Source organism: Nocardia sp. BMG51109 (assembly GCF_000526215.1).
GTDB lineage: Bacteria > Actinomycetota > Actinomycetes > Mycobacteriales > Mycobacteriaceae > Nocardia.
This window is the reverse complement of sequence record NZ_JAFQ01000004.1, coordinates 6,215,217-6,228,980: the sequence shown is the minus strand read 5'-3', so window position 1 is coordinate 6,228,980 and position 13,764 is coordinate 6,215,217. Positions and strand designations below refer to the sequence as shown.

The 13,764-nt window shown below is 71.2% G+C and carries 11 protein-coding genes; 9 read left to right on the top strand and 2 right to left on the bottom strand.

What is annotated here, in order from left to right; translation table 11 throughout:
* Positions 1-26: 26 nt before the first annotated feature.
* The 9 genes from D892_RS0129625 (at position 27) to D892_RS0129585 (ending at position 11,353) form a co-directional block, all read left to right on the top strand.
* Positions 27-980, top strand: coding sequence for a M56 family metallopeptidase (locus D892_RS0129625; RefSeq protein ID WP_024804712.1), 954 nt, complete (start codon positions 27-29; stop codon positions 978-980).
* Complete coding sequence (locus tag D892_RS0129620) at positions 970-2,307, top strand: DEAD/DEAH box helicase (protein ID WP_024804711.1); 1,338 nt, start codon at positions 970-972, stop codon at positions 2,305-2,307. Before D892_RS0129625 ends, D892_RS0129620 begins: the two co-directional genes overlap by 11 nt.
* Positions 2,308-2,487: 180 nt before the next feature.
* Positions 2,488-2,979 carry a DUF1992 domain-containing protein gene (locus tag D892_RS0129615; RefSeq protein WP_024804710.1) on the top strand — a complete coding sequence of 164 codons (492 nt, stop codon included), beginning with the start codon at positions 2,488-2,490 and terminating at the stop codon, positions 2,977-2,979.
* Between the two features lie 258 nt (positions 2,980-3,237).
* Positions 3,238-4,674 carry a GuaB1 family IMP dehydrogenase-related protein gene (locus tag D892_RS0129610; protein WP_024804709.1) on the top strand — a complete coding sequence of 479 codons (1,437 nt, stop codon included), beginning with the start codon at positions 3,238-3,240 and terminating at the stop codon, positions 4,672-4,674.
* A gap of 652 nt (positions 4,675-5,326) precedes the next feature.
* Positions 5,327-6,703 carry a hemolysin family protein gene (locus D892_RS0129605; RefSeq protein ID WP_024804708.1) on the top strand — a complete coding sequence of 459 codons (1,377 nt, stop codon included), beginning with the start codon at positions 5,327-5,329 and terminating at the stop codon, positions 6,701-6,703.
* On the top strand, positions 6,696-7,760 hold the full coding sequence (locus tag D892_RS0129600; RefSeq protein ID WP_024804707.1) for a hemolysin family protein: 1,065 nt from the start codon (positions 6,696-6,698) through the stop codon (positions 7,758-7,760). The genes D892_RS0129605 and D892_RS0129600 overlap by 8 nt, the downstream gene beginning before the upstream one ends.
* An 8-nt stretch (positions 7,761-7,768) precedes the next feature.
* The gene (locus tag D892_RS48835) at positions 7,769-8,923 is read left to right on the top strand and encodes a hypothetical protein (RefSeq protein ID WP_369801782.1); all 1,155 of its coding nucleotides are present in this window, start codon (positions 7,769-7,771) and stop codon (positions 8,921-8,923) included.
* A 217-nt stretch (positions 8,924-9,140) separates the two neighbouring features.
* Positions 9,141-10,718, top strand: coding sequence for an LVIVD repeat-containing protein (locus D892_RS0129590; protein WP_024804705.1), 1,578 nt, complete (start codon positions 9,141-9,143; stop codon positions 10,716-10,718).
* On the top strand, positions 10,718-11,353 hold the full coding sequence (locus D892_RS0129585; RefSeq protein WP_024804704.1) for a DUF305 domain-containing protein: 636 nt from the start codon (positions 10,718-10,720) through the stop codon (positions 11,351-11,353). Before D892_RS0129590 ends, D892_RS0129585 begins: the two co-directional genes overlap by 1 nt.
* Before the next feature lie 156 nt (positions 11,354-11,509).
* Here D892_RS0129585 and D892_RS47975 read toward each other — a convergent pair whose 3' ends face one another.
* Both D892_RS47975 and D892_RS0129570 read right to left on the bottom strand, forming a co-directional pair.
* Entirely contained in the window at positions 11,510-11,923 is a 414-nt protein-coding gene (locus D892_RS47975; RefSeq protein WP_024804703.1) for a PPOX class F420-dependent oxidoreductase, read from the bottom strand.
* A gap of 537 nt (positions 11,924-12,460) precedes the next feature.
* On the bottom strand, positions 12,461-13,753 hold the full coding sequence (locus D892_RS0129570; RefSeq protein ID WP_024804702.1) for an acyl-CoA dehydrogenase family protein: 1,293 nt from the start codon (positions 13,751-13,753) through the stop codon (positions 12,461-12,463).
* Between the last annotated feature and the right edge of the window lie 11 nt (positions 13,754-13,764).

Genomic DNA, 13,764 nt, shown 5'->3' with positions numbered 1-13,764 from the left:
TGGCCCCACAACGCAGTGAGCTGAGCATGAACGCAACCGCGCCGGTCTTCGCCGGTCTCGCTCTGCTTCTCGCGGGCCCGGTTCCGGCCCTGCTCAGTCGAGCCACCTGGCCGTTCCGGACGCCGCGGGCGGCGCTCGTCCTGTGGCAGGCCGTCGCCCTCGCCGCCGTTCTCAGCGCCTTCGGATCCGGCCTCGCGATAGCGAGCCTGCTGCTGGTGCCCGGCTCCGACGGACGCCCGACCACCTCCCCCACCCGCGAGATCGATGCGCTGGGCCTGCCGCTCTGGCTGGCCTACGTCGTGGTCTTCGCCCTGACCCTGCTGGTGGGCGCGCGCCTGATCTACGCATCGATCCGGGTCGGCGTGCACACCCGCCGCCGCCGCGCCCGGCACCGGATGCTGGTCGACCTGCTCGACCAGGGCCGGGAGTACCGGCACAGCGCCCGCCGCGCCGCCGACATCCGGGTGCTGGCCGCCGCCGAACCGATCGCCTACTGTCTGCCGGGCCTGCGCCGCCGCGTGGTGCTCAGCCAGGGCACCTTCGCCAATCTGTCGGAGTCGGAGCTGAAGGCGATCGTCAGCCACGAGCGCTCCCACCTGCGGGCCCGGCACGATCTCGTACTGGAGGCGTTCACCGCGGCGCACGAGGCGTTCCCGCGCTGGGTGCGCAGCAAGTCGGCCCTCGATTCGGTGAAGCTGCTGATCGAACTGCTCGCCGACGACACCGCGGTCAAGATCACCGGCCGCACGCCGCTCGCCCGCGCCCTGGTGACCTGCTCGAATTCCGCCGCGCCGCAAGGCGCCATGGCCGCCGGCGGGCCCACCACGCTGATCCGGATCCAGCGGCTGGCCGGGCCGCTGGGCGATCCGCGCATCGCCGCCGCCGCCTACCTGGCCGCCGCGGCGATCCTGGTCGTGCCGACGCTGGCCGTGGCGATTCCCTGGCTGGTCGAGCTGAGCCGGTTGTTCCGTGCCGCCTGACCTCCCCGGCGCGCCGCGATTCGCCGAACTCGGGCTGCCCGTGGCGCTGGTGCAGGCGCTGCGCCGGGCGGGCCTGGAGACCGCGTTCCCGATCCAGGCGGCCGTCACGCCCGACATCCTCGCCGGGCGTGACGTACTCGGCCGGGCCGCAACGGGTTCCGGTAAGACGCTGGCCTTCGGCCTGCCGTTGCTGGTGCGGGTGATGCGCGGGGCCGCCGCGCCGCGCCGCCCGCGCGCGCTCATCCTGTCGCCGACCCGCGAGCTGGCCCTGCAGATCGAGCGGGCCCTCGACGAACCGGCCGTCGCGCTGGGGCTGCGCCTCGGATCCGCGGTGGGCGGCGTGCCGATCAGGCGGCAGGCCGAGCGGCTCGCGCGCGGCGTCGACGTTCTCGTGGCGACGCCCGGCCGGCTCGCCGATCTCCTCGCCCGCGACGCCGTCACCCTGGACGCGGTGCGCGTGGTCGCCGTCGACGAGGCCGACCACATGGCCGGACTCGGATTCCTCGAGCAGATCACCGACGTCCTGGACCGGGTCCCGGACGACGCCCAGCATCTGCTGTTCTCCGCCACCCTCGACGAGGCCGTGGACACGCTCGTGCGGCGGTATCTGCGCGCGCCCCGGACCCATTCCGTGGCCGCCACCGACACGGCCGGGCGACCCGAACCCGGTGCGGCGGTGGCGAATCCGGCCATCTCGCACTATCTCCTGGCCGTGCGCAAGGCCGACAAGTACGAGGTCGTGACCGAGATCGCCGCCCGCGCCGGCCGGACGCTGCTGTTCGTGCGCACCCAGTATGGCGCGGACAAGCTGGCCCGCCGCCTCCGCTCGGCCGGCGTGGCCGCCGTCGATCTGCACGGCGGCCGCTCGCAACACCAGCGCGCCCGCGCCCTGGCGGCCTACTCCGACGGCTCGGCTCCGGTCCTGGTGGCCACCGACGTCGCGGCCCGCGGACTGCACGTCGACGACATCTCCCTGGTCGTACAGGTCGACCCGCCCGCGGACCCCAAGGACTACCTGCACCGATCCGGCCGCACCGCCCGCGCGGGCGCCGCCGGCGCGGTCGTCACCCTGGTCACCGAGGACGACCGCGCCGAATTCGACCGCCTCCTGGACGAACTCGACGCCACCCCCACCACCGTCCGCGTCCGCCCCGGCACCCCCGAACTGACCGCGATCACCGGAGCCCGCCCGCCGTCGGGCCGCCCCCTCCCCGACCCCGCCGCACCCGTCGAACCACCTCGGCCGCGCGACACGCCCGGAAACCGCGGTCCTCGCCGCCCGCCCCGCCCTCGTAACCCCCGCCGTCGCAACCGCTCCGCACACTGACCGCACAGGCGTACGTACCACCCGTAGCGGTTCTGCGGCCGAGAGTCGACTCGCCCGCCGCGGACCCCGCACCGGTACACCGGTCCCGCCGCAGTCCGTCCGCGGGTCCACCCCAACTCGGCTGGCGGGCAACCCGATACAATGGCGGGTGCAGACCGTCGACTATCGAAGGGGATAGCGATGACCGAGCGTAAACCCGCGGGCATGACCCACGAGTCCTGGGTGGACAAGCAGATTCGTGAGGCCACCGAGCGCGGAGAATTCGACGACCTGCCGGGGGCCGGTAAGCCGATCCCGGGAGCCGGGCAGCCGGTGGACGAGAACTCGTGGCTGCGGGACTACCTGCGCCGCGAGGGCGTGACCGGCGACGGCGTGCTCCCGCCGTCGCTGCTGCTGCGGCGCGACCTGGAACACCTGCCGGAGCGGGTACGGCAACTGCGTTTCGAACGCGACGTCCGCGAACTGGCCGAGGAACTCAACGCCCGCATCATCGACTGGCAGCGCATGCCCACCGGCCCGCACGTCCAGGTCGCCCCGGTCGACGTCGATGAGGTCGTCGACCAGTGGCGCAGCGAGCGCAAGCGCCCGGCCACCGATTCCCCCGCAGCCACCGCGACGACAACACGAACTCCCAGGAAGTCTTGGCCGCGTAGACTTTTCGGCCGCAGCTGACCGAACCGGCCGGCTGCTTCGACGCCGCACCGGCACGCCCCCCGACACCACGGCCGTACCAGCCGCCGGTTCATCGGCCACCGGCCATCTCGCCGGAACCCGGACCCGACGCCGCCGACACTCGCGCCGGTCCGGCCGCCGGCACACCGGCGACGGCGACGCATACCACCAGCGACCCGGTTACCGCTCCGTGACCAGGCGCGTATCGCCGCGCCCGTACGCTCCGCACACCGCGGGCACTGCCCTACAATGGCGACAGTGCAGTTTCTCCCCGGGCATACACCGCCGTACGACCTGACCTACGACGACATCTTCCTCGTCCCGAACCGGACCGATGTGGCGTCGCGCTTCGATGTCGATCTGTCGACCACCGACGGTACCGGCACGACGATCCCCATCGTGGTCGCCAACATGACCGCCGTCGCCGGCAGGCGCATGGCCGAGACGGTCGCCCGCCGCGGCGGCATCACGGTCCTCCCGCAGGACCTGCCCGACAGCGCGGCCGCCAAGACCATCGCGTACGTCAAGAGCCGTTCCCTGACCGCCGAGACCCCGGTGACACTGGGCCCCGACCATTCGGTGTCGGAAGCCCTGGCACTGGTGCACAAGCGTTCGCACCACGCCGTGGTCGTCGTCGACGAGGGCAGGCCGGTCGGCGTGGTCACCGAGGAGTCCTGCGCCGACGTCGACCGCTTCGCGCGCCTGCACACCGTCGCCGCCACCGATTTCGTCACCGCACCGGCCGACGCCTCGCCCCGGAAGATCTTCGAGCTGCTGGAGGCCGAGCACGCGCAGCTGGCCGTGCTGGTGCAGGCCGACGGCACCCTCGCCGGCGTGCTCACCCGCACGGGCGCCGTGCGCACCGGGATCTATTCCCCCGCCGTCGATTCCGACAACAAGCTGCGCGTCGCCGCCGCCGTCGGCATCAACGGCGACGTCCCGGCCAAGGCCCGCGCGCTGGTCGAGGCCGGCGCCGACGTCCTGGTCATCGACACCGCGCACGGCCACCAGGTGAAGATGCTGGAGACCTTGCGCGCGATCGCCGACCTGAAACTCGGCGTCCCGCTGGCCGCGGGCAACGTGGTCTCCGCCCGGGGCACCCGCGACCTGGCCGAGGCCGGCGCCGACATCGTCAAGGTGGGCGTCGGGCCGGGCGCCATGTGCACCACCCGGATGATGACCGGCGTGGGCCGCCCGCAGTTCTCCGCGGTCGCCGAATGCGCGACCGCCGCCCGCGACCTGGGCGTGCACATCTGGGCCGACGGCGGCGTGCGGCACCCGCGCGACGTGGCGCTGGCCCTCGCCGCGGGCGCATCGAACGTGATGATCGGATCCTGGTTCGCCGGCACCTACGAATCGCCCGGCGACCTGCGCACCGACCGCGACGGCAATTCCTACAAGGAGAGCTTCGGCATGGCGTCCAAGCGCGCCGTCGCCGCCCGCACCGCCACCGACAGCGGCTTCGACCGGGCCCGCAAGGCGCTGTTCGAGGAGGGCATCTCCTCGTCGCGGATGCGCCTGGACCCCGAACGTCCCGGCGTCGAGGACCTGATCGACCACATCTGCTCGGGTGTGCGCAGCGCCTGCACCTACGCCGGCGCCCGCACGCTGGCCGAACTGCACGATCGGGCCGTGCTCGGAGTGCAGTCGGCCGCCGGTTTCGCCGAGGGCCGCCCGCTGCCGTCCGGCTGGTGAACTCGTCCGCCCGGCACCGTAGCGGGTGGCGAGGCTGCCTGCCCTCGTGAATGCCGGGCCGTGGGTGCTCGAACGCGCTTGCGGCGGCGAGGCATCGGCCGCATAGCGCCTCCGAGCGGCGGCGACTGTAGCTCCGCCGCCGACGCATCATGCCTCCGAGCCACGACCGGGCATCTCTCCGAGCAACAACCAGGCTCCGCCGCCGACGCATCATGCCTCCGGGTCACGACCGGGCATCTTTCCGAGCGGTGCCCGGGCGTCGCCGACGCAGCGGATCGGCCCAGGCTCGGCGACCCACGCTGCGTTGCCCCTCCGCGCAGCGACGCGAAACCGCGGCAGCCTCCCGGTGGGGGCGGCCGCAACTGGGGACGCCGCGCGGGACCGCGTGCCCGTGCCGGGAAACCGGACGAACCCGGTGTGCCACCGTGGGGGGCAGTCGTAGCGACCCGGTAGCATGGGATTCGCCGGGCTGCGGTACGAAGCCGTTTCCGTGGCCGGGGTCACAGCACGTTATGACACTTCCGCTTGCCGAAAGGAACCAGTTGTCACCCGCGTCCGAGGGCGCCACACGGGAGGGCTCCTCTCTCGAGCCGGGTGACGAACCCGGCGCCCCCATCACACCGGTCCCTCTCTTATCCGGGCGGTGCTGACGATGTCGGCCGTGTTCACCGTGCTCAGCCTGGTGGGTTTCGTCGCGCTGACGGTCGGCACCGCGCTGTTCGTCGCCGCCGAGTTCTCCCTCACCGCGCTCGAGCGCAGCACCGTCGAGGCCCATGCCCGAGGCGGCGACCTGCGATCCCGGCAGGTGCGCCACGCGCATCGCACGCTGTCGTTCCAGCTGTCCGGCGCGCAGCTGGGCATCACCATCACCACCCTGGTCACCGGCTATATCGCCGAACCCGTACTGGCCCGGCTGTTTCAGCCGCTGTTCGACGCCATGGGCATGAGTTCCGGTGCCGCGGACGGAGTTTCGCTCGCCGTCGCGCTGGTGCTGGCCACCTCGCTGTCGATGACCTACGGCGAGCTGGTGCCCAAGAACATGGCCATCGCCAACCCGCTGGCCGCCGCGCGCCTCACCGCCGGCCCGATGATCGCCTTCTCCGTGCTCTTCCGATGGCTGATCAACCTGCTCAACGGCACCGCCAACTGGGTGCTGCGGCGGTTCGGCATCGAGCCCGCCGAGGAGCTGCGCTCGGCCCGGTCGCCGGAGGAGCTGGGGTCGCTGGTGCGCACCTCGGCCCAGCGGGGCGCGCTGGACCTGCGCACGGCCCTGGTGGTCGACCGATCGCTGGCCTTCGGCGACCGCAGCGCCGAGGAGCTGATGACGCCGCGGGTGAAGATCGAATCGCTGCACCAGGACGACACCCTGTCCGACCTCATCGCCGCCGCCGGCCGGACCGGATTCTCCCGGTTCCCCGTGACCGACGGCGACCTGGACAACACGCTCGGCGTCGTGCACATCAAACAGGCGTTCCTGCACCCGGTCCGGGAGCGTCACACCATCACGCTGCGCTCGATCGCCCACGCGGTGCCGATCGTCCCGGCCAGCCTGGCCGGCGACGCCGTCCTGGAGCGGGTGCGCGCCGACGGTATGCAGGTCGCGCTCGTGGTCGACGAGTACGGCGGCACCGCGGGCATAGTCACCATGGAGGACATCATCGAGGAGATCCTCGGCGACGTCCGCGACGAGCACGACGTGGAGGAACTCGACGTCCGCCGCGCCGTGGCCGGCTGGAACTGCTCGGGCCTGCTGCGCATCGACGAGGTGGCCCGCGCCACCGGCTACGAGGCGCCCGAGGGCGAGTACGAGACGCTCGGCGGCCTGGTACTCACCGAGCTGGGCCGGATCCCCGAAGCCGGGGACGAGGTGCTGCTGCCGCAACCCGCCAACGGACACCAGCTCGAACCGCAGACCCACGGCGGCTGGCTGGCCCGGGTGGAACGGATGGACGGCCGGCGCATCGACCGGGTGCTGCTGCGTCCGATAGATCCGGACACGCTGGCGGCCTGGGAGCACGACCATGGGTGATCTGTACGGGGTGCTGCTGACGGTGGTGCTGCTCGGTGCCAACGCCTTCTTCGTGGGCGCCGAGTTCGCCGTGATCACCGCCCGGCGCGACCGCCTGGAAACCCTTGCCGCGCAGGGTAAACGCGGCGCCGAGACGGTGATCAGGGCCGGTGAGCACCTGTCGATGATGCTGGCGGCCGCGCAGCTGGGCGTCACCATCTGCTCGCTGCTGCTGGGCCGGGTCGGCGAACCGGCGGTGGCGCATCTGCTGGAGCGCCCGTTCCACGCGGCCGGGGTGCCCGGCGAACTGCTGCATCCGATCTCGTTCGCCCTGGCGCTGGGCCTGGTGGTGGTGCTGCACATGCTGCTCGGCGAGATGATCCCGAAGAACATCGCCCTGGCCGGTCCGGAACGCGTTGCGCTGCTGCTGGTTCCGATGCTGATGTGGTTCCTGCGGCTGGCCCGGCCGCTGATCACGCTGTACAACCTGGCCGCGAACCTGACGCTGCGCGCGCTGCGCATCGAGCCCAAGGACGAACTCGACGCCACCGTCTCCTCGGTGGAGCTGGCCGAGATGATCGGCGAGTCGCGGTCGGAGGGCCTGCTCGAGGAGGGCGAGCACCGCCGGCTCACCCAGGCGCTGGGTACCACCGACCGGATCGTGGCCGACGTCATGGTGCCGCTGGCCAAGACCCGCTGCGTGCCGCTGCGTGGCGACGGAACCACGCTGGGCGATATCGAGTCCGCGGTCGCCGAGACGGGTTTCTCCCGCTACCCGATCCGCACCGACGACGGGTCGCTGGTCGGCTACCTGCACGTGAAGGATGTGCTGGACAAGGTCGCCGACGATACGGCGGGGCCCTCCACGCCGATCCCGCGCACCGACATCCGGCCGCTGCCGGCCCTCAGCATGGGCACCACGCTGTACGAGGCGCTGTCGCGGCTGCGCCGCACCAACAGCCACCTCGGCCGGGTCGTCGACAGCCGCGGCACCACCGTCGGCATCGTCGCCCTCGAGGATCTGATGGAGGAATTCGTCGGCACGGTCCGCGACGCCACCCACCGGATCGCGGAATGAGCGGTGCGGTGACGACCACGGCGGCAAGGGAGATTCGCGTCCTGCCCGAGCGGGAATGGCGGGCTCGGGCGGCGGCGCATCGAGCGCGGGCGGACGACCTGATCCGGCCGTATCTCGAGCACCGCGCCGCCGGCACCCGGCACCCGGTGATCGACTTCCTGTTCACCTACTACGGCCACAAGCCCGCACAGCTCCGGCGCTGGCATCCGGGGTTCGGGATCGCCCTGGAGAATGCGGCGGAGTACGCGAACTTCCGCGGCTACCACGCTGTTTCGGTGCCCGGGAATGCGGCCGTTCGGGTGCACGGGGATGCCGGCCAGACACACGCCGGAACCACGGAAGCGGACGCCCGGACCACCGGGACAACGGAAGTGGGCGCCCGGGCCGCCGGGAGGACGGCGGCCGATACCCGGGCCACCGGGATGACAGGCGCGGGCGCCGGCATGATCGGTGTTCCGGAAACGGATGCTGCGCCCGGAAGCACCGCGGACCGGACGAGGGAATCGCCCGCCGCGACGATGCGAGACGCCGCGACCGCCTCCGTTCCGGCGTGCACCGCCGACCCCGATTTCCTGCTGCGGCGCCTCGACACCGTCGAGTACGTCGCGAAGCTGTTGCGCGCCACGGCTTCCCGGTCCGCGCAACTCTCCTGTTTCGGGCTGCACGAGTGGGCGATGGTGTATCGCAGTGACGAGGTGCGCCATCGGCAGGTGCCGATGCGGCTCGGACGGGCCGGGACCGATGCGGTGGTGGAGTCGATGTCGCTGCGCTGCACCCACTTCGACGCGTTCCGGTTCTTCACCCCGGACGCGGTCCCCCGCAACGCCGAACGTCTGACCCGCGAGGACCAGCCGCTGCGCGAACAGCCCGGCTGCCTGCACGCCAACATGGATCTGTACAAGTGGGGCTACAAGCTGGCACCGCTGATCGATTCCGAACTCCTGCTGGACTGCTTCGAGTTGGCCTGTGACGCACGGGAACTCGATATGCGCGCCAGCCCCTACGATCTGTCCGGCTACGGCTACACTCCGGTGCCCATCGAAACCCCTTCCGGCCGCGCCGAGTACGTCCGGTGCCAGGCACAGCTGGCCGAGCGGGCGGCCCCGCTGCGGAGGCGACTGCTCGAAGCCGCGGAACGCCTCGTGCGCGTGGCGCCCCGCTGACCGGGACGGCGGCCACCGCCGCTGTCGGGTGCGGCGCGAATTCTGCCGGCCCGGCACCGATCCGATCCCTCGGCGCATCCTCGTCTCGGTTCGGCAACCGCCGCACCGAAATCGCCCCGACTGAGACAGTTTCGCGCTACCGTTCCAAATATCGGCGTGACCGTGGGTAACGCTTACCCGGTCTCGCGGCGGATGAGGTACGGAAGGCGGGGACGCGATGCGGCGATTCCTGGGGGTTCGGCGGTCCAGGCCGATGGTGCTGTTCGCGGCGGCACTGTTGTGCGCATCGATGCTGCCGGTCGGCGGCGCGTCGGCGGATCCGCATTCCGATATCGCCGATCAGGTGCGGCAGTTCCTCGATATCGGGCGGACCGCCGTCGCCCGGGCCGACTGTGGTCCGGGTTCTCGACCGGAACCCGGTCTGCAGGGCGATGTTCCGGCCGCCGACCGCGACAGCGGACGCAGCACCCAGGGCTACGACTGCAACATATCCTTCGTCGGCGGCTACACCGGGCACGGCGCCGGCATCACCTCGACCACCTACGACCACTGTTCCTACACGGGCTCGTTCTTCCCCGGCGATCTACTCGGCCCGGCGCAGGGCGTACAGGTCGTCGACGCGGCCGATCCCGCGCACCCGGTCCTGACCGCGACGCTCACCGAACCGGCGATGCTGGCCGGCACGTGGGAGAGCCTGAAGGTCAACACCGAACGGAAACTCCTGGTGGGAACGGGAGTTCCGGTGGGCACCGGCGTCGGCTACCTGTCGGTCTACGACATCTCCGACTGTGCGCACCCGCGCCTGCTCAATCCCGGCCCGGGCTCGAATCTGGCCATGCCGCTGCCGATCACGACCCACGAGGGCGGCTTCTCCCCCGACGGCCGCACCTACTGGGCCTCCGGTATCGCGCCCGGATTCGTCAGCGCCGTGGACCTCACCGACCCGGCGAACCCGCACGTGGTCTGGCAGGGCCTCACCGGAATCGAGGCGCACGGCTTCGGAATCAGCCCCGACGGCAACCGCCTGTACCTCTCGGCGCTCGGCGGATTCACCACCCTCGACGTCGGCGCGGTCCAGCGCCGCGACCCGAATCCGCAGGTGGCGCATCTGGGCCGGGTGTTCTGGACCGACGGCTGGGCCACCCAGCACAGCATCCCGGTCAGCTACGACGGGAAGCCGTACCTGTTCACCGCCGACGAGGGCGGTTCGGGCGGAGTGAAAATCATCGATATCTCCGACGACACCCGCCCCGAGGTGGTCAACAAGATCAAGCTGGAGATCGAGCTGCCCGAACATCAGGACAGCATGACCTCCTCGGCCATGGGCGGTTCGGTGTTCGCCTACGACCCGCACTACTGCGCCGCCGACCGCCCGAACGACCCGACGGCGCTGGCCTGCGGCTGGCAGTCGTCGGGCGTCCGGGTGTTCGATGTCCGCGATCCGTTCCACGTGCGCGAGCTCGCCTACTTCAATCCGCCCGCCCGCACCGGCCAGAACCTGGACCTGTGGAATTCGCCGCACGCGCTGGGCTCGCTGCTCGGACCGCCCGCGATGGAGGGCTTCTCGGTCGCGCGCGCGATCCTGGAGGGGAAGTTCGATCCGGCCCAGGCGCTCTCGCCGCGGTCGGGCATGCTCGCCTTCGGCGACGTCTCCACCGACTGGTGTTTCGCCCCGCCCGAATGGCACGGCAACCAGCTGTGGACCAGCTGCAACGACAACGGCTTCATGGTGCTGCAACTCGACGACGACGTGTATACGCCACCGCCGGACCAGCGTTCGATCGTGGGGTCGTGATGACGCGCGCGTTCCGTATCGCCTCGCTCGCCTGCGGCGCGCTGATCCTGCTCATCGCGGGGGCGGCGCTCCGGCCGCTGGTGCTGCCCGAAACCCACGATCCGCCCCGCGTACTGAACGATACCGAGATCGGATTCGCCCAGGATATGACCGCTCACCACCAGCAGGCCGTCCAGATGGTGCAGCGCCTGGACCCGGGCGCCGATCCGGCGGTGCTGCGGTTGGCGGATCAGATCGAGCGGACCCAGCAGGTCGAAATCGGCACGATGCTCGGCTGGCTGCGGCTGGCCGGCGCGGCCCCGATGCCGCGGCATCCGATGGCGTGGATGAGTCGTACCGCGGATACCGGTGCCGCACACGGTCATTCGTCGGCACCGATGCCGATGCCGGGGATGGCCACCCAGGCGGACCTGAATTCCCTGTCCGCCGCCCGCGGCCGCGACGCCGAAATCCTGTTCCTGCAACTGATGTACCGTCACCATCTGGGCGGGGTCACCATGGCGCAGGCCGCCGACCGGCAACTCCCCTCCGGCCCGGTGAAGGAGACCGCGCGCGGCATGATCGTCGCCCAGGGCCAGGAATGCGGCCTGATGGCGCTCATGCTGAACCAGCGAGGGGCCCAGCCGCTGCCGTGATGCACGGGCTGGGAGCCACATCGCTCCCGCCTGCACGGGATCCCTGCCATGAGCCGGGCCCGACCCCGCCGAGAGCGACTGCCGCGTGGACGCACCACGATCCGCGGACAACCGCCATGCATGCCGGTGACCGCGCTCGACCGGCCGCAGGCGGCGTCACCCGGCCGGATGGTCCCCGTCCTCCGCGGCGAGCGTGATCTCCAGCCCGGCTGCCTTCCCGCCGTGCGGCCGCAGCCGGCCGAGCAGGGTGACGAGCACGAACACCCGGAACTCGTTGCCGTACTTCGCCGTCAACGCCCGCTTGGCGGCGCGCAGCTCCCGTCCTCGCAGCACCCGAGCCGTTCCGGAACGCCACGGCCCGCGCGGATCACCGTCGAAGGTGGACGGCGCCACCGCCACCCGCGGATCGCGCCGAATCCGCCGCACCTTCCAGGACCGCACGGGCGTGTAGCCGTACCAGCGGCCGTTCGCCGGAGCCAGCCAGACCGGCACCGATACCGCCGACCCGTCGGCACGATGGGTGCGCAGCGCGAAGAACCGATCGCCGTCCGGATCGTCTCGAAAAGCCATGCGCCCAGTAAGCCATACGGACACCGCCCGGGGCGGACGGCGTGCCGCGTCCGCCGCCCGGCGACATCGGGGACGTCGTGCGTCTCCTCGTTTCCGGCCACCCGAGTCTCCGACCGCCTGAGCGGCCCGCGAATCGACGCCAACGGCGACGGGCCGCCGACCTGCGGTAGTACCGGAATCCCGGACCCGGCAACAGTTCTCGAGGCCGGACAACAAGCGTCCACTGATGTTGTCCGACCTCGACATCCGTTGCCCGGACCCACCGCAACCACGGCGACTCCGCGGCGTCACCTCACAGCGGCGGGAAACCGGCCGAGCCGGTGGAGGCCCAGTTCCAGAAGGCCGTGGCATGGGCCACGAGCACGTTGACGACATCGATAGCGGTACTACCCATCGAGCTTCCTCACATCGGGTGACTTGCACTTGCGTCGCCCAGGGTAGTGGAATCGGACGCCGCCGAAAGGGGCTGGCGCGTGTGCGCCAACCCCCCTGGCCGACGGGGACCGGACCGACCGGTCCCTGGTATCACCGAATGTCTCAGATATTGCCGACGGTGTGCTCCAGCCGCCGCGCCACCAGTTCGCGGGCCTGTTCGCGCAGCGCCGGGCGATATCCGCTGGGATACACCGGATCCGCGGGCGCGTACTGCTTGAGCACCTCCTTGGCGAGGGTGATCTTGTGCACCTCGGTCGGCCCGTCGGCGATGGCCATCACCTCGGCGTAGTTCATCATGTCGACGAACGGCAGATCCTCGCTCACGCCGAGCGCACCGTGCAGGTGCAGGGCCCGGCGGGCCACGTCGTGCATCACCTTCGGCATCGCCACCTTGATCGCGGCGATGTCCTTGCGCACGGCGCGGTAGTCCTGCGCCCGATCGATCCGCCAGGCCGTGCGCAGCACCAGCAGCCGGAACTGCTCCATCTCGATCCAGCTGTCGGCGATCTGCTCCTGGGCCATCTGCTTGCCGCCGAGCACGCCCTTGCCCATCGGCCGCGACACCGCCCGCTCGCACAGCATGTCGAAGGCCTTGCGCACCATGGCCACCGTGCGCATCGCATGGTGCACGCGGCCGCCGCCGAGCCGGGTCTGGGCGACGACGAAGCCCATGCCCTCCGCGCCCAGCAGGTGATCGGCCGGCACCCGGACATCGGTGAACCGCAGATGCCCCTCGTGGTTGCTGAACCCGTGTACCTCGAAGTTCTTCACGACCTCCAGGCCGGGCGCCCCGCCCGGCACGATGAACATCGACAGCCGCTGATGCGGCGGCGCCTCGGGATCGGTCACTACCATCACGATGTGGAAGGCGGCGAGCTCGGCGGCGGTGTTGAACCACTTCTCGCCGTTGATGACCCAGTCGTCGCCGTCGCGCACGGCACGCGCCCGGAAGGTGGTCGGATCCGAACCACCGGTCGGCTCCGTCATCACATAGCAGGACCCGATCTCACCGTCGAGCAGCGGCTGGAGATACCGCTGCTGCTGTTCCGGCGTGCCGAAGTGGGCGAGGATCTCGGCGTTGCCGGAATCCGGTGCCTGGCAACCGAAGACGAGCGGCGCCCACATCGACGTGCCGAGCACCTCGTTCAGCAGCGCCAGTTTCAGCTGCCCGTAGCCGGGCCCGCCGAGTTCCGGGCCGAGGTGGCAGGCCCACAGCCCGCGCTCCTTCACCTGCTCCTGCAGTGGCCGCAGCAGCGCCCGCACCTGCGGGTCGGCGCGGTTGTAGGGGTTCAGGTCGGGCAGCAGGTCCAGCGGTTCCACCTCGGCCCGGACGAACTCCGCGACCCAGTCGAGCCGTTCCTGATAGTCGGGGTCGGTCTCGAAATCCCAAGCCATGATCAGCCTTT